This is a genomic window from Janthinobacterium woesei (assembly GCF_051380875.1).
Classification (GTDB): Bacteria; Pseudomonadota; Gammaproteobacteria; order Burkholderiales; family Burkholderiaceae_D; genus Janthinobacterium.
Map to the genome: position 1 here is coordinate 272,277 of NZ_JBNYXW010000002.1, position 26,285 is coordinate 298,561.

Below are 26,285 nucleotides of genomic sequence, written 5' to 3' on the forward strand. Positions count from 1 at the left end.
GGAGAGTAGATTATGGAAGTAAGCATTGGAAACGTATCGCTGATCTTGTTATTGCTGGCATTGGTTTTTGTCTTCAAGACGGTCAATGTGGTGCCGCAGCAGCACGCCTGGGTCGTCGAACGCCTGGGTAAATTCCACTCGGTACTGGGCCCCGGCTTGAATATTGTCGTGCCTTTTGTTGACCGCATCGCCTACAAGCACGTACTCAAGGAAATTCCGCTCGATGTGCCGCCGCAGGTCTGCATTACCCGCGACAACACGCAATTGCAGGTGGACGGTATCCTGTATTTCCAGATTACCGATGCCATGCGCGCCTCGTATGGTTCGTCGAATTACATTGCCGCCATTACGCAACTGGCGCAAACGACCTTACGTTCGGTCATCGGCAAGATGGAACTCGACAAGACATTTGAAGAGCGCGACCATATCAACACGGCCATTGTGAATGCCATCGATGAATCGGCGGCCAATTGGGGCGTGAAGGTATTGCGTTATGAAATCAAGGATTTGACGCCGCCGAAGGAAATCCTGCATGCAATGCAGGCGCAGATTACGGCTGAACGTGAAAAGCGCGCGCTGATCGCCGCATCGGAAGGGCGCAAGCAGGAGCAAATCAATATTGCCACCGGCGAGCGTGAAGCGGCGATCGCCCGTTCGGAAGGCGAGAAGCAGGCGTCCATCAACCGTGCCGAGGGGCAAGCCACGGCCATCGTGGCGCTGGCGCAGGCTAGTGCCGAAGCGTTGCGCCAGGTGGGTGCCGCCATTCGCGAACCGGGTGGCGAGGATGCCGTCAATTTGAAAGTTGCAGAGCAGTATGTTGGAGCCTTTGCGCAATTGGCAAAAACAAATAATTCGATTATCGTGCCGGCCAATCTGGGCGACATGAGCGGGTTGATTGCAACGGCGATGCAGGTAGTGAAAAGTCAGAAGCCGAAAAGCGGCGTAGTCATTCCCTGAGTATCAGGCTTGACTAGTTATTTAATAGTAACTTCATGGCAAGTTCAGAGTGAAGACTGCCCGCTTTATAGCGGGCAGTTTGCATTTGGAGCGCCGTGCTGATGTTGCTTATGTCGCTGTGGCGAGGGAAATCCTGCGTGGAATCGAGAACGTTGGATATTTTGTCTTTATGCTATGCTGTACGTGCTTCAGGTATTCAACCCTGGTGCGGTGCTTATTTTTGTTTTCCAATGGAGCCGGGGCATCTGGCCATGCCAGGCAAGTATGGCGGGTAAATATACGGTGATGGCATCGTGTTCACTTTGAAGCAGATAAGCGATTGCGATGGTATTGCGCCAATGTGTTTTTTTTTGCATTGCACTTTATTGGTGCTATAAATTTTAATGAAAAAAGTACTGCAAAATAAATGCTGCGCCATGGTGCTGCATTGAATGGCGATCAGATGAAGTGAGGAAGAAGGGCGGGACTACCCGCGTGCTGCGCAACCTTGCGGAGTTGAAGGCTTGCATCGTCAAGGCCGTCAAAAGTAGGTTTTTTAGTAAAATAATTGTAAAAAACAATCAAATATTAAGAAAAATCACCTCAGTCGCGTTACAATTGGATAGAATTTAACTGTTCAGTTATATTTTTCAACTCACACAAAGGAAATACCATGGATCTGTCCAGCTTATCCCTGTCCGAACTGCGTACGCTGCAAGATGACATCAAGAAGCAAATGAAAAAACGCGAACAGGACGATCTCTCAAAAGCACGCGAGCAAATCCTGGCGATTGCCCAAAGTGTCGGTGTTTCGGTAAAAGACCTGGTTGGTACGGGTATCCGCGCTAAAACCGGTACCGTCGCTGTACGCTATCGCAATCCGAATGATCCGACGCAGCAATGGACTGGCCGTGGCCGTCAACCGAAATGGGTCAAAGAATGGACCGATTCGGGCAAGTCGCGTGATCTGCTGAAGGTCTGATAGACCATTCATTCGGATGCTTGTCCTGTGTAGTGGCAGGTGTGGTAAAGAGCAGCATACAAGCATCCGGAACTTTCTTTATCTGTACGTCTTTGGCCTGCCGGGCCAGTCTGACATCCCCGCTTATCTTCATGGTATTTCGATAATGCCATTCTTTGCTTCCACCTTATTTATTTCCTGATCCTCTTTGCGTTTATTGCCTCGCCTTTTATTTTCCTGCCGGTGATTGGCAATAGCTAAAATAAAACCCGGCATATAGCCGGGCTGTTGGTATTGCTGCAGCACGCATGCATGCCTGGATTAGCGGCGATGCGACTTCATTGCGGCTTGTACTTCGCGCGCGCCGTCGCGGTCGCGTTCAGCGGCCCGCTTGTCGTGCTGTTTCTTGCCTTTGGCCAGGCCAATCTCGCATTTCACGCGGCCGCCCTTGTAATGCAAGTTGAGCGGCACCAGCGTATAGCCGGAGCGTTCGACCTTGCCGATCAGTTTATCCATTTCCGTGCGGTGCAGCAGCAGCTTGCGCGTGCGCACGGCTTCAGGGTGGATATGGGTGGAGGCGGTCGGCAGGGCGCTGATATGCGCGCCGAACAGGAATAGCTCGTCGCCGCGGACGACGACGTAGGCTTCCTTGATTTGTACGCGGGCGTCGCGGATGGCTTTGACTTCCCAGCCTTCCAGCACGATGCCCGCTTCGTAGCGATCCTCGATAAAGTAGTCGTGGAATGCTTTTCTGTTGTCTGCTATGGTCATGAGATGGTAAATGTGCGCGGGTCGGTTAAACTACTGTCTCGCGCAAGCGCGATAAAATCACTATATCCAACATCATAGCAAATGGTTCTTCAATGGCAGTAGTACATAAATCAGTTTTTCTCGGCTACAGCGCCGAACAAATGTTCGCGCTGGTGGCGGCGGTGGAAGATTATCCCAAATTTCTGCCCTGGTGCGGTGCGGCCGAGATACGCGAGCGTGGCGAGGGTACGGTCGTCGCCAGCGTGGGCATACATTACCACGGCGTGCGTCATAGCTTCACCACGTCCAACGAGAACGTGCCTTTCAGTTCCATCAAGATGAAGCTGGTGGACGGTCCTTTCAAGACCCTCGATGGCGTGTGGACCTTCAAGGCGCTGCGCGACGACGCCTGCAAGATCGAACTGGACCTGCACTATGAATTTTCCAGCCGCGTGCTGGAACAGATCATCGGCCCCGTCTTCGGCATGATCGCCAACAGCATGGTCGATTCCTTCTGCAAGCGCGCCGAGACGGTGTATGGCTGAGCCCAGCATCGAGGTGGAAGTTTGCCATGCCTTGCCCGCTAGCAGCTTTTTGCGCGCCTTGACGGTGCCTGCGGGCACCACCATACAACAGGCGGTGGAGCGGAGCGGTTTGCTGCAGGACATCCCCGGCATCGACCTGGCCATCAATATGGTCGGTATCCATGGCAAGAAGAAGCCGTTGGACACCGTTTTGCGCGCGCATGACCGCGTGGAGGTGTACCGGCCCTTGCAGGCAGATCCGAAAGAAGCGCGCCGGCGCCGCGCCAGCAGCAAGCCTGCCAAGGCATGAGCGGGCAGGGTAGCGGCAAACTTGCTGGCAAGCGCTCGGTCCGCTGGGACGTCAATCTGGCCTGGGGAGTGAAAGCAGTGGCGCCGCGCCATATGGGCATCCTGATCGGCGCGTAAGCACTGCAGGCCGATCCTCAACCCGGCCCGGTTTGCGCGTCGGCGCCGTCGGGCTCACCCGGAATTCACCATGACCATCAAAATCAAATCCACAGATCCGCGCACGCAGGGCGATTTCGTCGTCGTCAATCGCACCGACTTCAATCCCGATGTGCACGAGCCTTACGGCGATGACCAGGACCTGGGCGCGCCCACCGAGCGCATCCGACCATGGCCGAGTTGCTGGCTGCCCGCGATCAGTTGCTGGAACGCGCGCATGAGCTGGCGGCCGAGAAAGACCGCATTGCCGACCTGGAGCAGCGCTTGGCCGATCAAGCCCGCGCCAACGAAGTCGAAGCGCAGCGTCTGCGCGACTAAGCGGCAGCCCTGGCTGCTGGTGCTGTCGCCAATTCGCAAGTTACCGGCCTGAGCAAGGAGCAACTGCAGACTGCGCTGGATGACAAGGGCATCAAATACCCCGCAACAGCAAACAAGGCTGAATTGCAAGCGCTGCTGGGCGCTTGCATGAGTCAGTCGTGACTGGCAACGAAACCGGCGCCATCGTGCCAGGCGCCGGTTTCGATTAAGCCGACTTGGCGTTGCGACGAGCCAAGAAGCCGAGGAGGCCCAGGCCTGCCAGCAGCATGGCGTAGGTTTCCGGCTCAGGTACGGCGGCGGTGATATTCGCCGTATAGGTCATATTGCTTACATAAAAGTTGCTCCACGCCTGATCCAAACCAAGGGGATTGGCGCCATCGGAATTCAGATATACGAAATTACCTGCCAAGCCACCGTCGCCGGTTGATCCTTGCATCGTCACGCTTGAAATTGGATTGGTGATGCCCGCGACTGTTAAATATGCGATGTAATCTGCATTGGCCTGTAATGTCAAATTGATTCCATTTGCTCCGAGCGTCTGGATGCCGCCGGCGTACGCGATGGGTGAACTGGTGTACAAGGCGGGCCCGATGGCTTTGCTGCCATCCCAGGCTGCAATTGTCAATCCGACGTTGCCACTAGCACCTGAATTCGCATAAAAGGTGAAATCTTGAAGTACTCCGCCGAGTGAGGTGAAAGTTTCGCCATAACTGGTCGTGTCAGGAGCGCCGAGGGAGTTGATTCCATTACCTATTGTCCCGACGTTGGAATAGGTCGTGGCTTGTGCATGGATAGAGGCACAGCAAATGAGAGCGCTGAGTGCCATTTTTATAACGACAGGTAAGTTCATTTTTTCCCCCGTATTTTTGATGTTAGAAAGGTACTAAAATTAATTATACGATAATTTTCATGACGTATTTAGGGTATAGATTTTTATTATTAAAACAGCAGGAATGATTGTGGTCATCATAGAATCTGGCACCGGCCTGCCTAATGCCGACTCCTACGCCGGCATTGCCGCGGCAGACGCCCGTTGCGCCAGCCTGGGCCTGGCCGCATTGTCGGCGCTGGACCAGGCAGCCAAGGAAATCGCGTTGCGCAAGGCAATGATCTTCATGCCTACTTACCGCACGCGCTGGGCCGGACGCCGCGTGTATTCGCATCAGGCGCTGGACTGGCCGCACGGGCGAAAGTATGAGGGAGCGCTGGAGGTGATTGAGCAGGGCGGGGCAAGAAGGCTTCAAAATTTGGGCGAAACGTGGGCGAAAACGCAGACCATTCCAGCCCTTTCCAGGCAGGCAATTCAAGTCCCTCTTTCCATCTGCACTATGGCCACAGTGGTTTGTAAAGGTTTAAGACAGGGAGCGAGAATTTCTGTATAATCTGCTTTTGCGCCAATAGGAAATGCTATGCGTCTACTTCAAAAAGCACTCACATTCGATGACGTGCTGCTCGTCCCAGCCTACTCCAACGTTCTGCCCGCCGATACGTCCCTAAAAACTCGCCTGACCCGCAATATCACCCTGAATATTCCCTTGCTGTCCGCAGCCATGGACACGGTGACGGAAGCCCGCCTGGCGATCGCGATGGCCCAGGAAGGCGGCATCGGCATCATTCACAAGAATTTGAATCCGAAAGACCAGGCGCGTGAAGTGGCCCGCGTGAAGCGTTTCGAAGCAGGCGTGCTGCGCGATCCGATCACGATTCCGCCGGACATGAAAATCCGCGACGTGATCGCCCTGACGGAACAATACGGCATCAGCGGTTTCCCTGTCGTCAAGGGCAAGGAAGTGGTCGGCATTATCACCAACCGCGACTTGCGCTTCGAACAGGAACTCGATGCGGAAGCTTCCGCCAAGATGACCCCGCGCGACAAGCTCGTGTACGTTGGCGAAGGGGCCGATACGGCTGAAGCCAAGCGCCTGATGAACAAGCACCGCCTCGAGCGCGTGCTGGTCGTCAACGACGCATTTGAATTGCGCGGCTTGATCACCGTCAAGGATATCCAGAAATCGACGTCGCACCCATTCGCGTCGAAAGACAGCCAGGGCAAGCTGCTGGTCGGCGCTGCCGTCGGCGTTGGCGTCAAGGATGAAGAGCGCATCGACCTGCTGGTCGCCGCCGGTGTCGACGTGCTGGTGGTCGACACGGCCCACGGCCACTCGCAAGGCATCCTGGACCGCGTCCGCTGGATCAAGACCAAGTATCCGCACGTGGAAGTGATTGGTGGCAACATCGCTACCGCCGCTGCCGCCAAGGCGCTGGTGGAATACGGCGCCGATGCGGTCAAGGTCGGTATCGGCCCTGGCTCGATCTGCACCACGCGTATCGTCGCCGGTGTGGGCGTGCCGCAAATCACGGCTATCTCGAACGTGGCCGAAGCACTGGAAGGTACAGGCGTGCCATGTATCGCCGACGGCGGTATCCGCTTCTCGGGCGACATTTCGAAAGCGCTGGCAGCTGGCGCCTCGACCGTCATGATGGGTTCCATGTTTGCCGGTACGGAAGAAGCTCCAGGCGAAGTGATCCTGTACCAGGGCCGCAGCTACAAATCGTACCGCGGCATGGGTAGCCTGGGCGCGATGTCCGATGGTTCGGCTGACCGCTATTTCCAGGATGCCACCATGAAGGCCGACAAGTTCGTGCCTGAAGGTATCGAAGGCCGCGTCGCCTATAAAGGCAGCGTGCTGGCGATCATCTTCCAACTGGTGGGCGGCGTGCGTCAATCGATGGGTTACTGCGGTTGCGCCACCATCGACGAACTGCGCGAAAAAGCGGAATTCGTGGAAATCACATCGGCCGGCATGCGCGAATCGCATGTCCATGATGTGCAGATCACGAAGGAAGCCCCAAACTACCGCTCCGAGTAAGCGTCCTGGAGAAACTGTCCATGGCTGCGTTCCAGTGCCTCGCCGTACTATTCGTACTGTCTTCGGCACTGCGCCTTGCCCTGAACAGTTTTCCAGCTACGCTATTGTGGTAGCGACAGACCTGACCGGCGCCTAGTGCGCCGGTTTTGTAATGACACCAGATAAAGCCCCCATCATGCATTCTAAAATCCTCATTCTCGATTTCGGTTCCCAAGTCACCCAGTTGATCGCCCGCCGCGTGCGCGATTCCGGCGTGTTTTCCGAAGTCTTCCCGTACGACGTCAGCGACGAATTCGTGCGCAACTATGGCGCCGCCGGCGTGATCCTGTCGGGCAGCCACAATTCCACCCTGGACGGCGATTCGCCGCGCGCGCCGCAAGCCGTGTTCGAGCTGGGCGTGCCCGTGCTGGGCATCTGCTACGGCATGCAAACCATGGCGGCCCAGCTGGGCGGTAAAGTGGAAAACGGCCTGGTGCGTGAATTCGGCTACGCCGAAGTGCGCGCCCGCAGCCACACCAAGTTGTTGAACGGCATCGCCGACTTCGTCACCGACGAAGGTCACGGCATGCTGAAAGTATGGATGAGCCACGGCGACAAGGTGCTTGAAATGCCGCCGGGCTTCAAGCTGATGGGCAACACGCCTAGCTGCCCGATCGCCGCCATGGCTGACGAAGAGCGCCAGTTCTACGGCGTGCAGTTCCACCCGGAAGTGACGCACACGGTGCAGGGCAAGGCCATCATCGGCCGTTTCGTGCATGAAATCTGCGGCTGCAAATCGGACTGGAACATGCCCGACTACATCAGCGAAGCGGTAGAAAAGATTCGTGCGCAAGTGGGCACCGATGACGTCATCCTGGGCCTGTCCGGCGGCGTCGACTCGTCCGTGGCCGCTGCCCTGATTCACCGCGCCATCGGCGACCAGCTGACCTGCGTCTTCGTCGACCACGGCCTGCTGCGCCTGGACGAAGGCAAGATGGTGATGGACATGTTCGCCAAGAACCTGGGCGTGAAAGTCATCCGCGTCGACGCGGAAGACCAGTTCATGGGCCATTTGGCGGGCGTCTCTGACCCCGAGCAGAAGCGCAAGATCATTGGCCGCGAATTCGTCGAAGTGTTTCAGGTCGAGTCGGGCAAGCTGGTCAATGCAAAATGGCTGGCGCAAGGCACGATTTACCCGGACGTCATCGAATCGGCCGGCAAGGGCAAGAAGGGCCAGACCATCAAGAGCCACCACAACGTGGGCGGCTTGCCGGACACCATGAAGCTCAAATTGCTGGAACCGCTGCGCGAACTGTTCAAGGACGAAGTGCGCAAACTGGGCGTCGCCCTGGGCTTGCCGCATGACATGGTCTACCGCCACCCGTTCCCGGGCCCGGGCCTGGGCGTGCGCATCCTCGGTGAAGTCAAGAAAGACTTCGCCGACTTGCTGCGCCGCGCCGACGCCATCTTCATCGAAGAGCTGCGCAACACGCCATATGAATTCGTTGCCGGCCAGGCCGTCGATCCGGATGCGCTGCCAGCGAACTGGTACGAAGCGACCAGTCAGGCCTTCGCGGTCTTCCTGCCCGTCAAATCGGTAGGCGTGATGGGCGACGGCCGCACCTACGAGTACGTGGTGGCCCTGCGCGCCGTGCAAACGCAAGACTTCATGACGGCCCACTGGGCGCACCTGCCGCACAGCTTGCTGGGCAAGGTCTCGAACCGCATCATCAATGAAGTGCGCGGCATCAACCGCGTCGTGTACGATATCTCGGGCAAGCCGCCGGCGACCATTGAGTGGGAATGATCCAGCTTCCGGCAGCCTCTGGCATCGTCGGGTAAATGGATGAGACCAAGCCCCTGATTTTTCAGGGGCTTTTTCTTTTGTGCGCCCAGCATGGGCGCACTCTTGTGGGTGAAAGTCCCGCCGTAAGCTGACCACAGCGAACGAAGTGAAGCGCAACTGCGGAAGGGCGACCGACCGTGGGGACGTGTCGCATGCGGCACGGCACGGAGCGAAACTGCGAGCCGATGAACAAGAACGGGATAGAAGGCGGTGCCGATCAGGGCGAGCGGGCCAGAAACCGCGAAGCTCTTGTGGTCAAAGATCAGGCGGCGTAAATCCGGCGGTTGTGCAGGGAAGGAGTGCGTTCTTACCTGGGGCGATCTCGTCTCATGCCTGAAAGGGCGACGGCGTCATTCGCAAGATCAAGATCAGCACCGCCAGCGAACACGACACCCTGCACTTTGAAGAGGTGATTGACCCGGCCAGCACCAACTGCGACATCGATGCCGACAAGGGTTATGTCGATGGCGAGCGTGAGATGCGGCTGAAAGGGCAAGGCTGGCGTATGCACATCCAGCGCAAGGGAAGCAAAAACAAGCCGATCTCGGAAACACAGGAGCGCCGTAATAAGCGCATCGCCAAGACCCGTGCGCGCGTCGAACACGTCTTTGCCGGTCTGGCACAGATGGGCGACAAGGTGCTGCGCTCGATCGGTCTGGCGCGCGCCACGCTGCATCTACACTGGAAAGCCGCCGCATACAAGCTGCAGCGTCTTTCCTATCTGAAAGAGGCCAAGATCGTGGCGTTCTGACGCCCGAGGTCCATTCGGACTGCCGAAAAAGGCAGATTCGGAGAATAAAATGGCCATGAGCTAAGCCGAATTGGCGGCGTTATCGCTTTTCATGCCGCTATTTCTTCCCCCCAGCTTCGAATTTCCGCTTATTCGAGGTGCCCTAAGGAATCGGCGGTAAGCGAATCAATCGTCGTAACAATTCGCCCGCCGCGGCGCGAAAGCCTGGGCTATGCAGACAGACTGCGCCTGCCAGGCCGATCGCGCACCCCAGCATGGTATCGATAAAGCGCGCCTGGATCAGCAGCGATGGCGACCCGTGCCCCAGCGTGGCTGCTTCCGCAAGCAGGATCGTCAGGGGCGTGATGAGGATCACCGCGAACGCATAGTGCCGCACCACGATCAACTCGATCAGGAAAGTCAGCACCATCATCGTTATTGAAAGAGACCATTGATTCAGCGGCAGCGACAGTAGTCCCCAGGACAGCAACAGGCCGATGACGGTACCGATCAAGCGGTGCAACTGCTTGGTCCAGACGGCGCGCAATGATGCGCCCTGTATCACCGCCATGCAACTGACAGGCACCCAATAGGCCTTTTCCAAATGCAGCAGTTGGGCCGCAGCCAGCGAAACGCCCACCGCAATGCCAATGATTACAGCGTCGAGCACAACATAATCGAAGGTCGGCGCTTGCAGGTGCGGCACCGGCTTGGGGGCATGTCGCCGCAACATATACACGCTGTAGACGAAACCGACCAGACAGGCCAGCAGGCAACCCATGGTGAATATCCCGACCATCAACGGCAGTTGCGGCAGCGCGATCGGCGAGTAAGCGCCAATCGCTGCCGCCATAATGAAAAACAGGCTGCTGGGCGGCCCTATGTTGTAGAAGCGGCAGACCATTGTCACCAGGATAGCAATGAAAACAATGACCGGCATCATCGATGGCGGATACAGATGACTCATCAGCCCCAAGGTGTAGCAGGCGATCATGCCGAACGAGCACGCCATCAGTGATACCATGCGGTGCGATAGTGGCGTGCTGGGCAGGTAAAGAAATACCAGGGCGCCGATCGATGCGACCAGGCCGTACGTAAGGCGATCGAAATACGCGGCGATCAGGAGCGGCAAACCCGACGCGAGTGCAGCCGCGAACGGCATTTGCCATACCCGGTCGCTGGCCTGGACCGTCATCAGTTGACGCAGTTCCTCCGTCAGCAGTGCCTGAAACCTTGCCAACTTGCCCAACTCCGCCATGTACAGCCGCCTATTTCTCAAGCCTGGCATCAATACTTGGCGAGCCGGCCCCGTACTTGACGAACAGCAGGTAGCCGCCGGCCATCGCCAGGTTTTTCAAGAAATTGTTCAGCTGATTGGGATCGGCGAAATTGGTGTGCGCAATCAGAGCCGAAGCAACGCTGAATGCGGCCAGGATGGCTGCCACCCAGCGGGTCTTCAACCCCACCAGCAAGGCCAGACCTCCGCCAAGTTCGATCAGGATGACCAGCGGCGTCACCACCGCGGGAAAAGGCAAGCCCATCGATGCAAAATAGCCTAGCGTGCCGCTGTATCCGGTCAACTTGCCCCACCCTGATACGATATAAATAAGCGACATCAGAAATCTTGCCAAAACCGTCAATGCTTGGTCCATTCTGTGCTCCCTTGGTTAGTCATATTGTACGAGCGGGACTCGCAGCCATTTATTACCGCCAGCCAGACATGTTTCACTGCACAAACGGCTCTTCCAGATATCGTCCTGGTCGTGCCATCATCAGGCCCTCAATGGGCATGGGAACCAAGGCAGCCCTGTTTTTATGATATTAAATATAACACGCATTAGAAGGGTAGGTTCACATTTGCACGGCGCTGTTGGCGCCGGCATCCAATTGCTCCAGGCTGCCGATTCCAACTGACCCAACTCAAAACATCTGGAACCGTTGTTGCATGCCGGTTTGTCGGCTACAAACGTGGATCACCGAAAATCGGCAGCTTGGGTCAAAAATTCGTCGGCGCCCACAATCATCACGTTGGTGCGGCCGGACATCCAGACACTTTTCACAAAATGGCCGAATGTCTGACCCGACCCCAGTACTGCTATTGCTTGCCCGGGTCCTTCTGGTCCGGGAAACGATCGAATTCGACGTTGAACAACTCGCCGTTGATCTTCTCCACCTTGCGCACGTATTCGGTTTGCACTACGTCGCGCGTGGCCGGGTCGATCATGATCGGTCCGCGCGGGCTGTTCAGCTTCAGGCCTTTCAGGATCGACATCGCCTTGTCACCGTCGATTTTGCCGTTCAATTTGCGCGCCACCTCGTAGATCGCCGCCATGCCGTCGTACGCGCCGACCGCCATGAAGTTGGGCCGCCCGGCGCCCGGGTTAGCGCTCGCGAAGCTCTTCAGGAAGGCTGCGTTTTCAGGCGACTTGTGCGCCGCCGAGTAGTGGAACGTGGTGATCACGCCCAGGGTTGCGTCGCCCATCGCCGGCAGCATATGGTCGTCAGTCAGGTCGCCCGTGCCGATCACTTTGATGCCCGCTTCGGCCAAGCCGCGTTCGCGGTAACCCTTCATGAAAGCGATGGTGTGCTCGCCCGGCGGTACGAACACGAACACCGCATCCGGCTTGGTGTCCTTGATGCGCTGGATGTAGGGTGCGAAGTCGGGGTTTTTCAGCGGCACGCGGATCGTTTCCGGCACTGTGCCACCGCCCTTGACCAGGACCGCCTTGAACGCGGCTTCGGCGTCGATGCCCGGCGCGTAGTCGGCCACCAGCGTGACGACGTTCTTGATGTTGTTCTTCAGCGCCCATGCCGCCATCGGCGCGGAGCTTTGCGCCAGCGTCATCGACACCCGCGCGATGTAGTTCGACTTGGTGGTGATGACCGATGTGGCCGCGTTCATGATGATCATCGGTTTCTTCGCCTGCTCGGCGATAGGCGCCACGGCCAGCGCTTCGGGCGTCAGGCCGAAGCCGGCCAGGAAGTCAACCTTGTCGCGCACCACCAGTTCCTGCGCCAGGCGCTTGGCGATCTCTGGCGCAGGGCCGGTGGTGTCCTTCATGATGATTTCGACCTTCTTGCCGGCGACCGTGCTGCCATGCTGCGCCATGTAGGCCTTGATGCCACCTTCCATCTGCTTGCCGTAGTCGGCGAACGGGCCGGAAAACGGCGCGATCAGACCGACCTTGATGGTGTCCTGCGCCTGTGCCAGGGGCGCGCCCAGCATGGCCGTTGTGGCCAGTATGGCCAGCGCAGCTGTTTTTTTTATCGTCATTTCAGTCTCCAGTTTGTTGAGTAGTGGGCGTTGCTGTCGCGTGTGGACGACACTGTCGCAGGCCAGATCCTGACTGCGTTATTGACAATGCGTCACAGTAACAATAATATCCCAATCGTCGTTCGATAAACAGACTATTGTTCGATAGTCGTACATATCATTAACAATATAAATTATGTAATTTGCAAGTAATTCGTTTTGCAATTCGGAGGAGGCAACATAATGAATAACACATTTCGCAGCGTAGTGGCGTCGCTGGGCGGCCTGTGCGCGAGCACTGCCATGGCGCAAAGCTCGGTAACCGTCTACGGCATCTTCGCAGCTGCCTGGTCTACACGACCAACATCGACGCCGTAGGCGACGCGATCACCACGATGCTTTCACTGACGAGTTCGTTCCCGTCGCGCCTGGGCTTCAGGGGCGTCGAAGGCCTCGACGCCACACCAACTTTGCCGATCCGAACCAGATGAACAATTTCTTGAAAAATCTGGCGATGGCCGGTGGCTACCTGCTGTTCGTCAAATACGGCGCCGGTTCGCCGGCCATCGACGACCGCCTCGAAAGATAGCGCCACGCCGAGAGCGCTGGATCAAGGCGCTCGCTGCCACTGCTGTTCCACAAAGAAGCACACCAACAACAAGTTGATTGGGATGCTCGATGGCATGGAGCGGCATGTAGACAGGAAAAAATGTGTTGGTACGAAAGGGTTCCACAAGAACCTGTTGAATCAACAATTTGCCACTTTCTGTTTTTGCCTTAAGTAGACCTCTGGCGCCGCGATGGCGATCTGCGTTCGTTTGAATTTCCGTTAATACTAGACAAGGAGCAACATGTCATTATCAAATCTGAAAATCGGTGCACGCCTGGGGCTCGGCTTTGCCTTGGTGCTTGCTTTGCTGACCGCGGTCGGCGCCCTGGGCCTGGCCTCGATGGGCCGGATCGAGGCGCACATGACGCAGATCGTCGACAACCACAACGTGAAGATTTCCTCGGCCAGCGCGATGGGCGAAGGTTTCCGCGATATCTCGCTGGCGATAGCCAATATCGTGCTGCTGGTCGACCCGTCGGAGTTAAAGGCGCAAGGTGAAAGACTGGGGGCGGCCCGCGCGCGCTATGGCGCCGCAAAGAAAATCCTGCTCGCGACGCCACTGAACGACAACGAGAAGGATCTGCTGGCGAAGCTTGATCAATCGATCAAGGCCGGCAAGCCGAAGACCAACACGACGGTCGAGCTGGGCATGGCCGGCTCCAAGGCCGAGGCCACCGAACACATGTTGAAAGAGGCGACGCCGGCACTTGCGGCCGCCATTAGCCTCGTCGACGAGATCGTGCTGTTGGAGAAAAAACTGGCTCGCGACGCGGCCGCCGCAGCGAGTGCGGAATATGCGAGCGCCTATCGCCTGATGCTGATCATCGGCGCCTTGGCGATCCTGGGGGGCGCCGCAGTCGCTTGGTACATCACGCGTTCGATTACCGGCCCGATCCGCGCCGCCGTTGCGCTGGCCGAGACGGTCGCTTCCGGCGACTTGAGCAGCACGGTCGAGATCAACGCTCGCGACGAAACCGGCCAACTGATGATGGCCCTGAAGCACATGAACGACAGCCTGAACAAGATCGTCGGCGAAGTACGCAGCGGCACCGATGCCATCGCCACGGCGTCGGACGAAATCGCCAGCGGCAACCTCGACCTGTCATCGCGCACCGAACAGCAGGCCAGCGCGCTCGAAGAGACAGCGTCTTCGATGGAAGAGCTGACGTCGACCGTCAAGCAGAACGCCGATAATGCGCGCCAGGCCAATGTGCTGGCCGGCTCCGCCTCGGACGTCGCCGTCAAGGGCGGCCAGGTAGTGGCGCAAGTAGTTGACACGATGGGTGCGATCAACGCCTCGGCGCGCAAGATCGTCGACATCATCGGCGTCATCGACGGCATCGCGTTCCAGACCAATATCCTGGCGCTGAACGCGGCCGTCGAGGCGGCGCGCGCCGGCGAACAGGGGCGCGGCTTCGCGGTGGTCGCGACTGAAGTGCGCAACTTGGCGCAGCGTTCGGCCGCCGCGGCGAAGGAAATCAAGGTGTTGATCGGCGACTCGGTCGCCGCGGTCGAAACCGGCTCGAAGCTGGTCGACCAGGCTGGCGTGACGATGGGCGACATCGTCGCCAGTGTGGCGCGCGTGACCGACATCATGAGCGAGATCACCGCCGCCAGCCAAGAGCAGGAAGCGGGCATCGAGCAGATCAACCAGGCCATCGGCGAGATGGACTCGGTAACGCAGCAGAACGCCGCGCTTGTGGAGCAGGCGGCAGCTGCCGCCGGTTCGCTGCGCGAGCAGGCCGGCAACCTAGCGCACGCGGTCAGCGTCTTCAAGCTCGACACGCAGCGTGCTGTGACACTTGCGGCGCCAGTGCGCGCCAGCGTCGCCACACCAGTACGGATTGCGTCTACGCGGGCCGCTGTCAGCGACCAGTGGTAGCAGTTCTGACATCCTCGGTAGAGCCAAAGAGGCGGGCTTCAGGCCAGCGCTTCCTTGGCCGCTTCTTCCACAGATGGACGAAGTGACCCAGCAGAACGCGGCGCGGGTCGAAGAGGCCATCCTTATCCGCGCCAAATTAAGTTATTGTTATTATGTAACTCACCCACCATTGGGCACTGCCAGCTGCAGGAACTGGGCCACACCGTACGCCTGATGGCGCCGCAATGCGTCAAACCCTGGGTGAAGACAAATATGAACGATGTCGCGGATGCTGAGGCGATCTGCGAGGCTGTTGGGCGGCCGAATCGATCAAAGACGTAGCGCCGCAAGCGGTTCTGGCGGTGCAGCGGGTGCGCAAGGTGGTGAAAGCACGTACTGCCCAGTGCTACGTGAGTTGGCGATGAATGCCATAGCCACAGGGGCCGGCCTCGTAGCAGAATGCCAGCGCCGCGCCGCCTTTGCGTAACTTTGAGCGGTCTACATCCGAACAGGTGCTTATATTGCATACATCGTTGGCCTGTCGCGACGGATGGCCGCGCGCCGCCAGTGGTGTGCGGCTATCTTGCCTGGAGGTGACGTACTCCTTACTTGCCCGGATCTTTCTGGTTTGTGAATTGATCGAATTCCACGTTATAGATTTCACCACCGACTTGTTCCACCTTGCGCACATACACGGTTTGCACGATATCGCGCGTCGCCGGATCGATCATGATCGGACCGCGCGGGCTGTTCAGCTTCATGCCCTTCAGCACCGCCATGGCTTGCGGGCCATCGATCTTGCCGTTCAACTTGCGCGCCACCGCATAGATTGCCGCCATGCCGTCATACGCGCCGACAGCCATGAAGTTCGGCCGGCCAGCGCCTGGATTGGCGCTGGCAAAACTCTTCAGGAAGGCCGCGTTCTCCGGTGACTTGTGCGCCGCCGAGTAGTGAAAGGTGGTGATGACGCCCAGGGTCGCCGTGCCCATCGCCGGCAGCACATGGTCATCCGTCAGGCCGCCTGTGGCGATCACCTTGATGCCCGCTTCAGCCAGGCCCCGTTCGCGGTAGCCTTTCATGAAGGCGATGCTTTGTTCGCCGGCCGGTACGAGACGAAGACTGCGTCAGGCTTGGCATCCTTGATGCGCAGGATGTACGGAGAAAAATCTGGATTGCGCAGCGGTACGCGGATCACCTCAATCACCGTGCCACCACCCTTGATCAACTCTGCCTTGAAGGCAGTCTCCGCATCGATGCCTGGTCCGTAGTCGGCGACAAGGGTCACTACTTTCTTAATGTTGTTTTTCACCGCCCAAGTGGCCATTGGTGCCGAGATCTGTGGCAGCGTCATGGAAAAACGCGCGATGTAGTTGGACTTGGTGGTGATGACTGAGGTGGCTGCATTCATGATGATGATCTCTATTTTCTTGCCTGCCACGCTACCACCGTGCTGTGCCATGTAAGTTTTTATTCCGCCTTCCATTTGCTTGCCATATTCGGCAAAGGGGCCGGAAAACGGGCGATGACACCAACCTTGATGGTCTCCTGTGCTTGCGCCAAACCCGTATTGAGCATGGCTGTTCCGGCCAACATTGCCAGTACCGCTGTTTTTTTCATCATCATTTCAGTCTTCAGTCTCCAGTGTGTTTTATTTATAGCTTCAATTAGCATGCGGTTCGGCAAAGGACCGTATTGTCGCGTGCGGACGACAGTGTCTTGGTGGGATCATATCGGTGTTCTTGACAATGCATCACAGGAACAATAGTATCTCAATTGCCGTTCGATAAGCAGCTCATTGTTCGATTAACGCACAAATAATAATATAAAAAATTCTGCAATTTGCAGGGCATCCCGTTTTACAACTCGGAGGAGACAACACAATGAATAAGATAACCCGCAGTGCTGTGACATTGCTTGGCAGCCTGTGTGCAAGCACGGCCATGGCGCAAAGTTCGGTGACCGTCTACGGCATCGTCGATAGCGGCTTGGCCTACATGACCAATGCCAACGCAGCAGGCGACTCGGTCACGAAAGTGCCCTCGCTGACGGGTTCGTTCCCGTCGCGCCTTGGCTTTCGCGGCGTCGAAGACCTCGGCGACGGCCTGCAAGCGGTGTTTGTATTGGAAAACGGCTTCGGCGTCGACACCGGTTCAATCGGGCAGGGCGGGCGCCTGTTCGGCCGCCAGGCCAATGTCGGCCTGAAGGGCGCGTTCGGCACGATCACTTTGGGCCGCCAGGTCAACATGAGCTACATTGCGCCGATGAAGGCTGACGTGCTGGGCCCGAACCTGTTCGCCATCGGCAGCATCGATGCCTACCTGCCGAATGCGCGCAGCGACAATGCGATCGGTTACCTCGGCGTATTCTCCGGCGTGACGGTGGGTGCGACCTACAGTTTCGGCCGCGACGCATCCGCTGCGGGCGGCCCGTCGGCGACCGGTTGCGCCGGCGAAGTGGCGGGCAATGCCAAGGCTTGCCGCCAGGTAACCGGTATGCTTGCCTATGACAGCAAGGAATTTGGCGTCAGCACCTCGTACGATGTCATGAATGGCAACGTCGGCGCTGCCGGCGGGCTGACCAGCAGCGACAACACCGACAAGCGCGCGACACTGAATGCCTACGCGATGCTGGGCCAGACCAAGATCGGCGCCGGCGTGGTCGATCGCAAGACGCGCGCAGCGACCGGTCGGGTTGATTCGGATCTATACTACCTTGGGGTCAGCCATCCGCTGACGCCGGCGCTGATATTGGATGCCCAGGTCGCGTACCGCGACACCAAGGCTAGCTCTTCGGATGTCGGTATGCTGGTGGCGCGTGTGACCTATTTCCTGTCCAAGCGTACAGCGGTGTACACCTCGATCGGCCAGATGAAGAACAAGGGTGCTTCGGCGGTCTCGCTCGATGCAGGCGGCACGGTCGGTGTTGGCAAGACGCAAAACGGCTTAATGGGCGGCTTGCGTCACACGTTCTAAGCGGCGCCTTGCCGTTAAAAAGTAGAGGTGGCCTTGTTGCCTCTACTTTAGATGGCACCAAGTCCGCTAGGGCAGCAGTACCGATAATTCTTGGGCGCCACGTTGCAGCACCGGCAGAAATTCATGTTCCATCTGCATGGCACTGACGCGTGACGCCTGTGCGGCGACATTCAGCGCCGCGAGTACCTTGCCCGAGGCACCGCGCACAGGCACCGCGATCGAGCGCAGTCCCAGTTCCAGTTCTTCATCATTGATCGTATAACCGTTCTGGCGCACGCTTACCAGGATTTCACGTAGCCGCTTTTGTGATACGACGGTTCGTTCGGTCATCGGACGCAATTTGGTCTTTGCGAAATAGGCATCAAGCTCGTCCGGCTCCAAGTGCGCCAGCATCACGCGTCCGAGCGAAGTGCAGTAGGCGGGTAGCCGACTGCCGGTGTTCAGCGCTACCGACATCACGCGCGACGCGGCCGAGCGGGCGACGTAGAGCACCTCGCTATCATCGAGTACTCCCAGCGAGCATGACTCGTTGAGGATGCGGCTGATGTTGTTCAGGTATAGCTGCGACGATACCGCCAGCGGCGTCGACGATAGATAGGAGTAACCGAGCGTGAGTACTTTGGGACGCAATGAAAAATTGTTCATTTCCGCTTCGGCGTAGCCCAGTTGCTTTAATGTGTACAGGCAGCGCCGCACCGCCGCGCGTGAAATACCTGTCTTCTGGCTAATCTGTGCGATTGTCAAGGCGCGGTGCGAGTCGCTGAACGCCCGGAGCACGGCCAAGCCGCGCGCCAATGATGTCATGAAACTGGGGTCGGTCAGCGCATCAATTTCCTCGGCGATAGTGCGCTCAGCCGGTTCTTTCGCGATGGGCTCGTCGTGCGGCGTGGTAATAGGGCGGTTGATGGTTTTTTTTGGCATGGTCATGGTCGGGTTATGGCAGGCACGCTAGATATTGCAGCGGTATACGGGGTGATTCTATTCGAGTGGCCGCAGTTTGTGTTCGTCGCATGTTTCACTTGACTGCGGTAGCTACGCGTGGGTACACTTATTTGTGCGGTAATAACGAATTAGTTCGATTATCGAACATTCTATGGGGCTTTACAAGCCAATATTTCACTGAAAAGATGACATCGTGATCAATGAAATTTTGCGTCATTGGAACTAGCCGTGGCCGATGTGCCTAACGGCGCCCACGTCATGAGCGGCGGCTTCGGCAATGCGGGCATGCCGTCCGCGCTGATCGATGCGCTGATCGCGCAGGGAGCGCGCGAATTCGCGATTGTCATCGAGCGGGTATGACGTGTTAGCGACATGGTCTTGCCAGCATGCCGCTTGCACGCAGTAACGAGTAACGAGCAACACTATAAGAAACAACAGGAGACAGTAATGACAACAGCACATCACAGCGCGCGCGCGGGGAGGGCCTGCACATGCTAGGCAACTTCATCGGCGTTTTATTCGACGGCATCGCCTACGGCAGCCTGTTATTTCTCATCAGCGTAGGCCTCTCGGTGACGATGGGTCTGATGAACTTCATCAACTTGGCCCACGGTGCTTTCGCCATGCTGGGCGGCTATGTCTGCGTCATGCTGCTGTCGCAGCTAGGCCTGCCCTTCCTGGCCACGCTGCCGCTGGCCTTCCTCATTTCCGCGCTGGTCGGCCTGCTGCTCGAACGCACGCTGTACCGGCGCCTGTACAAGGCCAGCCACCTCGACCAGGTGCTGTTTTCCATCGGCCTGACCTTCATGGCGGTGGCCGGCGCGACCTACTTCTTTGGCCCTACCCAGCAACCGGTGGTACTGCCCGACTGGCTGCGCGGCCAGGTTTCGCTGTTCGGCATGGACGTCGGCGCCTATCGCTTGTTCCTGATCGGCGTGGTGGTGGTGATCACGCTGGCCCTCGGCCTGCTGATCGAGCGTACCCGCTTCGGCGCGCAGATCCGCTGCTCGGTCGATAACCAGACGGCGGCCGCCGGCCTGGGCATCAATGTCAGCCGCGTATTCAGTCTGACCTTTGCACTCGGTTCCGGCCTGGCCGGCCTGGGCGGCGGCCTGGGCATCGACGTGCTGGGCCTGGACCCGACCTTTCCCATGAAATACATGGTGTACTTCCTGCTGGTGGTCGCCGTCGGCGGCGCCGGCACTATCAAGGGACCGCTGGTGGCGGCACTGATACTCGGCGTCTTTGACGTTGCCGGCAAATACTATGTGCCGCAGTTGGGCGCCTTTGTGATCTACGGCCTGATGGTGGTGCTGTTGATCGTCTTCCCCGCAGGCCTGATCAGGAGAAAAGCATGAGCGCCATGCATGAAGTTCCCGCCATACCGCGCGTTGCCGCACCTGTTCCGCGCCTGGCCAATGGCCGCTGGCGCGCGCTGGAAATCGCTTTCTGGCTGCTGCCGGTGGGCGCCTACTTTGCCTTTACGGGTTACCTGGTGCTGATCAGCCAGATCATGATCGTCGGCCTGTTTGCCCTGTCGCTCGATTTGATCCTCGGCTATGCGGGCATCGTGTCGCTGGGCCATGCCGCCTTTTTCGGCCTGGGCGCCTACACCGCCGGTCTGCTGGCAGTACATGGCTGGGGCGAACCGCTGAGCGGCTTGCTGGCGGCGGCGCTGGTGGCTGGCGTATTTGGCTATGTCACCAGTTTCCTGGTGGTGCGCGGGCAGGACCTGACGCGCCTGATGGTTACGATGGGCATCGGCCTGATGCTGTTCGAAGCGGCCAACAAGGCCGCCTTCATCACGGGCGGCGTCGATGGCTTGTCCGGCATGGTGGTTGGCAAACTGTTCGGCGTGTTTGAATTCGACCTCGCTGGCAAGACGGCATACATCTACAGCTTTGTCGTGCTGTTCCTGTTGTTCGTGCTGATTCGCCGCCTGGTGCACTCGCCGTTCGGCCTGAGCCTGATCGGCATCCGCGAAGGCGGCCAGCGCATGCCCGCCATCGGCGTGGACGTCAACCGCCGCCTGGGCGCCATATTTACCATCAGCGCGGCTGTCGCCGGCGTGGCCGGCGCCCTGCTGGCACAGACCACGCAGTTCGTCGGCCTGGACATGTTGGGCTTCTCGCGCTCGGCCGAACTGATGATCATCCTGGTGCTGGGCGGCACTGGGCGTCTGTACGGCGCGCTGATCGGCGCGGCCGTGTTCATGCTGGCGCAAGACTATATCGCCGGCCTCAATCCAGCCTACTGGCAATTCTATATTGGCCTGCTGCTGGTGCTGATCGTGCTGTTTGCACGCGGCGGCGTCCTGGGTGGCCTGGAGCGGCTGCAGAAATTGTTTGCCAAGGAGAAAGCATGAGCACCGCCGCGAAGACACTGCGCACCGAAGCGCTGTCGAAAAAATGGGGCAGCTTTGCCGCCAACAGCGACATTAGCCTGACGTTCCAGCCGGGTGCGCGCCATGCGCTGATCGGTCCGAACGGCGCCGGCAAGACCACGTTCATCAACCTGCTGACGGGCACGTTTCCACCCAGCGGCGGCAAGGTGTGGCTGGGCGATACGGACATCACCAGCTTGCCGCAGCACCAGCGCGTCAAGCTGGGCATGACGCGTACTTTCCAGATTAATAATCTGTTTGCGGGCATGACGGTGCTTGAATCCGTGGTGCTGGCGATCAGCGAACGGCGCGGCTTGCAGTCGGTCTGGTACCAGACCGTGGCCAGTCAGGCCGAGGTGGTCGAGGAAGCCATGACCCTGCTGGCCAGCCTGAAGCTGACGGCCGAGATCAACAGCATCACGCGTAGCATGGCTTACGGCAAGCAGCGCTTGGTGGAAATCGCCCTGGCGCTGGCCACCAAGCCGACCATCCTGCTGCTCGATGAACCTGCCGCCGGTATTCCCTCGGCTGAAAGCAAGGAATTGTTCGAGGTGATCGCGCAATTGCCGCGCGATGTCACGGTGGTATTCATCGAGCACGACATGGGCCTGGTGTTCCGCTTTGCCGACCGCATCACGGTCATGGTGGGCGGCAAGGTGCTGACGGAAGGCACGCCGGCGGAGATTGCGGCCGATCCGCGCGTCAAGGAAGTTTATCTGGGGGAGGCCGAACATGCGTGAGCTGCTGGCATTGGACAAGGTCAGCGCCGGTTACGGCGAGTCGATCGTATTGGAAGACGTGTCGTTCGCGATGAACGAAGGCGACAGTCTGGCGCTGCTGGGACGCAACGGCGTCGGCAAGACCAGCTTGCTGGTGACCCTGATGGGCCTGACCCGTTTGCACCGGGGCGCCATCCGCTGGAGCGGCGGCGACCTGGCGCGCGTACCCACCTGGAAGCGCTCGCGCGCTGGGCTGGGCTGGGTGCCGCAGGAGCGCCACATGTTTCCTTCGCTGACGGTGGAGGAGCACCTGACGGTGGTGGCGCGTCCCGGCCCGTGGCATCTGCAAAAGGTCTACGAGGTCTTTCCCCGCCTGCTGGAGCGGCGTCAGAACATGGGTAACCAGCTGTCCGGCGGCGAGCAGCAGATGTTGGCGATCGCGCGCGCGCTGATGACCAATCCGCGCATCCTGCTGCTGGACGAACCGATGGAAGGCCTGGCGCCCATCATCGTGCAAGAGCTGGTGCGGGTGGTGCGTCGGCTGGTCAAGGACGAGGGCCTGTCTGTCATCGTGGTGGAGCAGCACGCCCGCCTTGCGCTGTCGCTGACTGAGCGCGCCATCGTGCTCGATCGTGGCCGCATCGTGCACGATTCCGATAGCGCCAGCTTGCTGGCCGACGGCGACAAGCTGGACCGGCTGGTGTCGGTGGCGGCCTGACGAGTCCAAGCGGCTCCGGGCTTGCAGCCCGGAGCCTGCATAAAAAAAGGCAAACGGGAAGCACAGCCATCGACGTGCACGCCAGCTTGCCCGATTGGCCTGCCCTGGAAATGAAAACACCCTATAAGTTTAGTAACTTATAGGGTGGAGGCTGGCCATGATCTGCTTTAGGAACGATGGCCTGATGACGGCGCATGCAATTGCGCTAGAGGTCGAGCGTCAAGACCGGCGTGAGCGCACGCGACACGCATGGCAGGAAGCAGTTGTTGGCCTGCCTTTCCTGTGCGCTCAGCACCACATCCCTATGTTCTGGAATGCCCTCCAGCAGCGTCGTACGGCAGGTGCCGCAGACGCCGACTTCGCATGAACAATCGACTTCGATGCCGGCATCGAGCAGGCAGGCCAGGGCGCTGCTGCCGGCTGGCACGGCGATGTCGCGCTGCGAGCGCGCCAGCCGCAACACGAATGGCGCTTCTGCCGCGCCGCCAACGGCAGGCGCTGCAGAGAATGATTCCTTGTGTACGGCGGCCGCGCCGACCCGTGTGCCGGCCTGTGTTACTACCGTCTGCATGAACGCGGCGGGCCCGCATACATACACATGTGTGCCGCTTGCAGGCACCGCGCCGAGCAGGGCGTCGATGCGCGCGGCGCTTTCCTGGGGCGACAGGCCGACGCAGATATCCACATCCTCGCAGGCCAGCGGCGCCGTTGCCAGTTCGTCGGCAAATGCGATGCTGTTTTCATCGCGCACGAAGTAGGCAAGCCGGAATGGCTGGCCGCGCCGCCGCAGTTCGTAAGCCATCGCCAGAATAGGCGTGATGCCGATGCCGCCGGCGAACAGCAGGTGCAGCTGCGCATCCGGCGTCAGCGCGAAGGCGTTGCGCGGCATGCCGATGCGAACGACATCGCCTATGCGCGCCTGTGTGTGCAGCCATTCCGAACCGCCGCGCGAGTCAGGCTCGCGCTTGACGGCGATGCGGTAGCCGTCGCCGGGATGGCGGCAGCACAGCGAATATTGCCGCAGCATGCCGTTCCCCAACGTTACGTCGATGTGGGCGCCGGCCTGGTAGGGCGCCAGCGGCGCACGGTCCGCTGCGCGCAGCTCGAAGACCCTGACGCCGCCGCTGTCGGCGATCGATGCAATGATGACTTCCATGGCCTCACTCCATCCCAGGCGCAGCGGCCGGGGTGCGCAGGGCTATCTGCGCGGCGATAATCCGGCGCGCGCGGTTGGCGCCGGCGTCGACGTGGATGTCGATCATGGTTGCGTCGCCGAACTGGAGCATGTTGCGGTACTGTGCCTCGATGAGCACCCGGTCTTCCTCGAAGGTGAGTTCGGTCTGGCGGTAGACCAGTTCTGCGTTGTCCGGCTGGTCCGGGTGCGCGCAGCTGGCCATGGTCCAGAAGTAGTGCGAGCTGGTGTCGGTCTCCGGCGTAATGCCGTGGAAGCCGCGCATATGGAAGCCGCCGCGCTGCGGGTCGTCCAGCGCATCGCTGCCCGCATCCACCGCGCCGGTAAAGATGTTCAGGTGGCTGACGTGGAAATCGATTTCCTGCCAGCGGTCCACCAGGCCCTTGAACGGCCATGCCGCGGTATAGGTGGCGGGCGGCTGCGACGCTTTCATCCAGCGCACCACGCGCACCTGCTCGCCTTCGCCGCTGACGGTGGTCGGCGCTGCCATGTGCACCTTGGGATTGCCGCCTATGGTCTTGCCGTGCACGTAGCCGACATGGCTCAGGTCCAGCAAGTTATCGTGGATCAGCTGGTAGGGCGCCTTGTAGTGGAAGGCGCCGCCCTTGTAGCGATAGCGCGGATTGTCATGCGCGGCGACTTCGGGCGGCGGGCCCGATGGCTCGCTGCCCGGCTGGTCGCCGAACCAGATCCAGATGACCTCGTTGCGCAGCATGGCGGGATAGGCGCCGACCCGGGCTTTGCCGGGAATCTTGAGCTGGCCAGGAATTTCGATGCATAGGCCGCTAGGCGCATACAGCAGGCCATGGTAGCCGCAGCGGATGCCGCCGCCGTCGAGCGAGCCGCAGGACAGCGGCACGCTGCGGTGGCAGCAGCGGTCCTCGAGCGCGGCCACCTCGCCGCTGTCGGTGCGGAACATGACGATGGGATGGTTCAGCAGGGTGCGCGCCAGCGGCTTGTCCTGCAATTCCCAGGCAAAGCCTGCGGCATACCATTGATTCAAGGGAAACATGATGACTCCTTTCGAGGGGGATTATTTGCTTGGATCGCTGACGGCGTCGTAGCGGTCGATTTCCGTGGCCCCGTATTTGCCGCCGGCGAGCTTGTCGATGCGGCGGATATAGATGGTTTGCACGATGTCATGGGTCTTGCTGTCGATGGTGACCGTGCCGCGAGGGCTGGCCGCACTGTAGCCCTTGACCGCCTTCATGAAGGCGTCGCCCTCGGCGCTGCCCTTGGTCTTGACCAGCGTGGCGGCAATCAGGGCCATGCCGTCGTAGGCGGAAGCGGCCTGGAAGTTGGGCTTGAAGCGGCCGTTGACGGTCTTCGAAAATGCCTCCAGGAAGGCTGCGTTATCGGCGCCGGGGCGGGAGAAGGAATAGAAGCCGGCGCTATAGATGCCGAGCATGGCTTCGCCGGCAGCACTCAGCACATCGTCGTCGGCCCAGCCTTCACCGCCGAGGAAACGGATGCCGGCCTTGTCCAGGCCCTTTTCGCGGTAGGCCTTCATGAACGACACCATGGGCTGGCCGTTCGGCAGGAACACGTGGATGGCGTCAGGTTTGCTGTCCTTGATGCGTTGCAGGTAGGCGCTGAAGTCGATCGTGCTCAAAGGCACCTTGACGCTCTCGATGATGGTGCCGCCGAGTGCGGTAAAGGTGCTGCTGAACCAGGTGTGCGCATCCTGCCCCGGCGCATAGTCCGCCACGATCGAGAACACGCGCCGCGAACCAGTCTTGTACGCCCATTCGGCCAATGGCTTGACCGATTGCGCAATCGTGTAGGAGGTGCGCACTATGTAGGGGGAGCGTCCGGTAATGGAGGAGGCGGCGGCGTTCATGACCACCATCGGGCGCTTGGCGCGGTCGGCCACGCTGGCTGCCGCCATGGCATTCGGCGTGAACACGAAGCCGGCCAGGATGTCTGCATTGTCGCGGCTGATCAGTTCCGTGGCCAGGCGTTTGGCGACGTCAGCCTGCGGGCCGGTGTCATCCTTGTAGATGACTTGGAGCTTCTTGCCGGCGACGCTGGCGCCGTGCATGTGCAGCCAGGTGTCGATGCCGGCTTTCATCTGCTCGCCGCTTTGCGCGGCCACGCCGCTGAGCGAGGTGATGACGCCGATGCGCACGGTTGGTGCTTCGGCGCGTGCAGCGCTCAGGGTGAAGGATAGCAATGCGCCTGTCAGCGCCAGGGAAATGCGATGCATGGTTTGTCTCCGTTTGTGGTTTATGCCGCTTTGTTTTAAGCGATCATACG

Annotated in this window: 25 protein-coding genes and 4 pseudogenes; 18 read left to right on the forward strand and 11 right to left on the reverse strand. The window is 59.4% G+C overall.

Going from position 1 to position 26,285, the window contains the following annotated elements; all coding sequences use genetic code 11:
* Window positions 1-12 precede the first annotated feature (12 nt).
* Both ACQ4W6_RS03000 and ACQ4W6_RS03005 read left to right on the forward strand, forming a co-directional pair.
* Window positions 13-957: an SPFH domain-containing protein gene (locus ACQ4W6_RS03000; protein WP_436565700.1), complete on the forward strand. Its 945-nt coding sequence runs from the start codon at window positions 13-15 to the stop codon at window positions 955-957.
* Between the two features lie 652 nt (window positions 958-1,609).
* The gene (locus tag ACQ4W6_RS03005) at window positions 1,610-1,918 is read left to right on the forward strand and encodes an H-NS histone family protein (protein ID WP_436565701.1); all 309 of its coding nucleotides are present in this window, start codon (window positions 1,610-1,612) and stop codon (window positions 1,916-1,918) included.
* Between the two features lie 129 nt (window positions 1,919-2,047).
* Here the strand turns inward: ACQ4W6_RS03005 and ACQ4W6_RS03010 are convergent, their stop codons facing one another.
* Together ACQ4W6_RS03010 and smpB are read right to left on the reverse strand one after the other, a co-directional pair.
* Window positions 2,048-2,203 (reverse strand): hypothetical protein, encoded by a 156-nt coding sequence (locus ACQ4W6_RS03010; RefSeq protein WP_436565702.1) that lies wholly within the window; start codon window positions 2,201-2,203, stop codon window positions 2,048-2,050.
* Between the two features lie 15 nt (window positions 2,204-2,218).
* Window positions 2,219-2,668, reverse strand: coding sequence for an SsrA-binding protein SmpB (gene smpB, locus ACQ4W6_RS03015; RefSeq protein WP_034752217.1), 450 nt, complete (start codon window positions 2,666-2,668; stop codon window positions 2,219-2,221).
* Window positions 2,669-2,760: 92 nt separating this feature from the next.
* On the opposite strand from smpB, the gene ACQ4W6_RS03020 reads away from it, so the two are divergent.
* The 3 genes from ACQ4W6_RS03020 to ACQ4W6_RS03030 all read left to right on the forward strand — a co-directional run bounded on the left by ACQ4W6_RS03020 (window position 2,761) and on the right by ACQ4W6_RS03030 (window position 4,006).
* Entirely contained in the window at window positions 2,761-3,192 is a 432-nt protein-coding gene (locus ACQ4W6_RS03020) for a type II toxin-antitoxin system RatA family toxin (RefSeq protein WP_436565703.1), read from the forward strand.
* Window positions 3,185-3,481 carry an RnfH family protein gene (locus tag ACQ4W6_RS03025; protein WP_436565704.1) on the forward strand — a complete coding sequence of 99 codons (297 nt, stop codon included), beginning with the start codon at window positions 3,185-3,187 and terminating at the stop codon, window positions 3,479-3,481. Before ACQ4W6_RS03020 ends, ACQ4W6_RS03025 begins: the two co-directional genes overlap by 8 nt.
* Window positions 3,482-3,667: 186 nt before the next feature.
* On the forward strand, window positions 3,668-4,006 hold the full coding sequence (locus ACQ4W6_RS03030) for a hypothetical protein (RefSeq protein ID WP_436565705.1): 339 nt from the start codon (window positions 3,668-3,670) through the stop codon (window positions 4,004-4,006).
* A 153-nt stretch (window positions 4,007-4,159) separates the two neighbouring features.
* On the opposite strand, the gene ACQ4W6_RS03035 is transcribed toward ACQ4W6_RS03030, so the two are convergent.
* Window positions 4,160-4,804 (reverse strand): PEP-CTERM sorting domain-containing protein, encoded by a 645-nt coding sequence (locus ACQ4W6_RS03035; protein WP_436565706.1) that lies wholly within the window; start codon window positions 4,802-4,804, stop codon window positions 4,160-4,162.
* A 103-nt stretch (window positions 4,805-4,907) separates the two neighbouring features.
* On the opposite strand from ACQ4W6_RS03035, the gene ACQ4W6_RS03040 reads away from it, so the two are divergent.
* The 4 genes from ACQ4W6_RS03040 to ACQ4W6_RS03055 all read left to right on the forward strand — a co-directional run bounded on the left by ACQ4W6_RS03040 (window position 4,908) and on the right by ACQ4W6_RS03055 (window position 9,400).
* Window positions 4,908-5,336, forward strand: a complete 429-nt coding sequence (locus tag ACQ4W6_RS03040) for a DnaT-like ssDNA-binding protein (protein ID WP_436565707.1) — start codon at window positions 4,908-4,910, stop codon at window positions 5,334-5,336.
* A 27-nt stretch (window positions 5,337-5,363) separates the two neighbouring features.
* Complete coding sequence (gene guaB, locus ACQ4W6_RS03045; protein WP_436565708.1) at window positions 5,364-6,824, forward strand: IMP dehydrogenase; 1,461 nt, start codon at window positions 5,364-5,366, stop codon at window positions 6,822-6,824.
* A 175-nt stretch (window positions 6,825-6,999) separates the two neighbouring features.
* Window positions 7,000-8,610 (forward strand): glutamine-hydrolyzing GMP synthase, encoded by a 1,611-nt coding sequence (guaA, locus tag ACQ4W6_RS03050; RefSeq protein ID WP_436565709.1) that lies wholly within the window; start codon window positions 7,000-7,002, stop codon window positions 8,608-8,610.
* Window positions 8,611-9,001: 391 nt separating this feature from the next.
* A complete protein-coding gene (locus tag ACQ4W6_RS03055; RefSeq protein WP_495542717.1) occupies window positions 9,002-9,400 on the forward strand; it encodes a transposase in 399 nt (132 codons plus the stop codon).
* Window positions 9,401-9,542: 142 nt separating this feature from the next.
* Here the strand turns inward: ACQ4W6_RS03055 and ACQ4W6_RS03060 are convergent, their stop codons facing one another.
* The 3 genes from ACQ4W6_RS03060 to ACQ4W6_RS03070 form a co-directional block, all read right to left on the reverse strand.
* Window positions 9,543-10,637: an FUSC family protein gene (locus ACQ4W6_RS03060; protein ID WP_436565710.1), complete on the reverse strand. Its 1,095-nt coding sequence runs from the start codon at window positions 10,635-10,637 to the stop codon at window positions 9,543-9,545.
* A 10-nt stretch (window positions 10,638-10,647) separates the two neighbouring features.
* Window positions 10,648-11,031, reverse strand: a complete 384-nt coding sequence (locus ACQ4W6_RS03065; protein ID WP_436565711.1) for a DoxX family protein — start codon at window positions 11,029-11,031, stop codon at window positions 10,648-10,650.
* A 443-nt stretch (window positions 11,032-11,474) separates the two neighbouring features.
* Window positions 11,475-12,653, reverse strand: a complete 1,179-nt coding sequence (locus tag ACQ4W6_RS03070; protein WP_436565712.1) for an ABC transporter substrate-binding protein — start codon at window positions 12,651-12,653, stop codon at window positions 11,475-11,477.
* A gap of 222 nt (window positions 12,654-12,875) precedes the next feature.
* On the opposite strand from ACQ4W6_RS03070, the pseudogene ACQ4W6_RS25740 reads away from it, so the two are divergent.
* From ACQ4W6_RS25740 to ACQ4W6_RS03085, 3 genes and pseudogenes are all read left to right on the forward strand, one after another.
* Window positions 12,876-13,087: pseudogene (locus tag ACQ4W6_RS25740) on the forward strand (porin); the annotation flags it as partial.
* A gap of 396 nt (window positions 13,088-13,483) precedes the next feature.
* The gene (locus ACQ4W6_RS03080) at window positions 13,484-15,124 is read left to right on the forward strand and encodes a methyl-accepting chemotaxis protein (RefSeq protein WP_436565714.1); all 1,641 of its coding nucleotides are present in this window, start codon (window positions 13,484-13,486) and stop codon (window positions 15,122-15,124) included.
* 180 nt (window positions 15,125-15,304) lie between these two features.
* Window positions 15,305-15,507 (forward strand): annotated as a pseudogene (locus tag ACQ4W6_RS03085) (IS110 family transposase); the annotation flags it as partial.
* Between the two features lie 201 nt (window positions 15,508-15,708).
* On the opposite strand, the pseudogene ACQ4W6_RS03090 reads toward ACQ4W6_RS03085, so the two are convergent.
* Window positions 15,709-16,726 (reverse strand): annotated as a pseudogene (locus tag ACQ4W6_RS03090) (ABC transporter substrate-binding protein).
* 257 nt (window positions 16,727-16,983) lie between these two features.
* Here ACQ4W6_RS03090 and ACQ4W6_RS03095 point away from each other — a divergent pair.
* A complete protein-coding gene (locus ACQ4W6_RS03095) occupies window positions 16,984-18,075 on the forward strand; it encodes a porin (RefSeq protein WP_436565715.1) in 1,092 nt (363 codons plus the stop codon).
* 66 nt (window positions 18,076-18,141) lie between these two features.
* On the opposite strand, the gene ACQ4W6_RS03100 is transcribed toward ACQ4W6_RS03095, so the two are convergent.
* Window positions 18,142-19,002 carry an IclR family transcriptional regulator domain-containing protein gene (locus tag ACQ4W6_RS03100; protein ID WP_436565716.1) on the reverse strand — a complete coding sequence of 287 codons (861 nt, stop codon included), beginning with the start codon at window positions 19,000-19,002 and terminating at the stop codon, window positions 18,142-18,144.
* Between the two features lie 231 nt (window positions 19,003-19,233).
* Between ACQ4W6_RS03100 and ACQ4W6_RS03105 the strand changes: the two are divergent.
* The 5 genes and pseudogenes from ACQ4W6_RS03105 to ACQ4W6_RS03125 form a co-directional block, all read left to right on the forward strand.
* Window positions 19,234-19,362: pseudogene (locus tag ACQ4W6_RS03105) on the forward strand (CoA-transferase); the annotation flags it as partial.
* Between the two features lie 146 nt (window positions 19,363-19,508).
* A complete protein-coding gene (locus tag ACQ4W6_RS03110; RefSeq protein WP_436565717.1) occupies window positions 19,509-20,375 on the forward strand; it encodes a branched-chain amino acid ABC transporter permease in 867 nt (288 codons plus the stop codon).
* Window positions 20,372-21,382 (forward strand): branched-chain amino acid ABC transporter permease, encoded by a 1,011-nt coding sequence (locus ACQ4W6_RS03115; RefSeq protein WP_436565718.1) that lies wholly within the window; start codon window positions 20,372-20,374, stop codon window positions 21,380-21,382. Before ACQ4W6_RS03110 ends, ACQ4W6_RS03115 begins: the two co-directional genes overlap by 4 nt.
* Window positions 21,379-22,140 carry an ABC transporter ATP-binding protein gene (locus tag ACQ4W6_RS03120; RefSeq protein ID WP_436565719.1) on the forward strand — a complete coding sequence of 254 codons (762 nt, stop codon included), beginning with the start codon at window positions 21,379-21,381 and terminating at the stop codon, window positions 22,138-22,140. The genes ACQ4W6_RS03115 and ACQ4W6_RS03120 overlap by 4 nt, the downstream gene beginning before the upstream one ends.
* Window positions 22,133-22,837, forward strand: coding sequence for an ABC transporter ATP-binding protein (locus ACQ4W6_RS03125; protein WP_436565720.1), 705 nt, complete (start codon window positions 22,133-22,135; stop codon window positions 22,835-22,837). Before ACQ4W6_RS03120 ends, ACQ4W6_RS03125 begins: the two co-directional genes overlap by 8 nt.
* A 205-nt stretch (window positions 22,838-23,042) precedes the next feature.
* Here ACQ4W6_RS03125 and ACQ4W6_RS03130 read toward each other — a convergent pair whose 3' ends face one another.
* From ACQ4W6_RS03130 to ACQ4W6_RS03140, 3 genes are read right to left on the reverse strand one after another with little or no spacing between them, the layout of a single operon-like run.
* Window positions 23,043-23,993, reverse strand: a complete 951-nt coding sequence (locus tag ACQ4W6_RS03130; protein ID WP_436565721.1) for a PDR/VanB family oxidoreductase — start codon at window positions 23,991-23,993, stop codon at window positions 23,043-23,045.
* 4 nt (window positions 23,994-23,997) lie between these two features.
* Complete coding sequence (locus ACQ4W6_RS03135; protein ID WP_436565722.1) at window positions 23,998-25,041, reverse strand: Rieske 2Fe-2S domain-containing protein; 1,044 nt, start codon at window positions 25,039-25,041, stop codon at window positions 23,998-24,000.
* Between the two features lie 21 nt (window positions 25,042-25,062).
* On the reverse strand, window positions 25,063-26,235 hold the full coding sequence (locus tag ACQ4W6_RS03140; RefSeq protein WP_436565723.1) for an ABC transporter substrate-binding protein: 1,173 nt from the start codon (window positions 26,233-26,235) through the stop codon (window positions 25,063-25,065).
* Window positions 26,236-26,285: the final 50 nt, after the last annotated feature.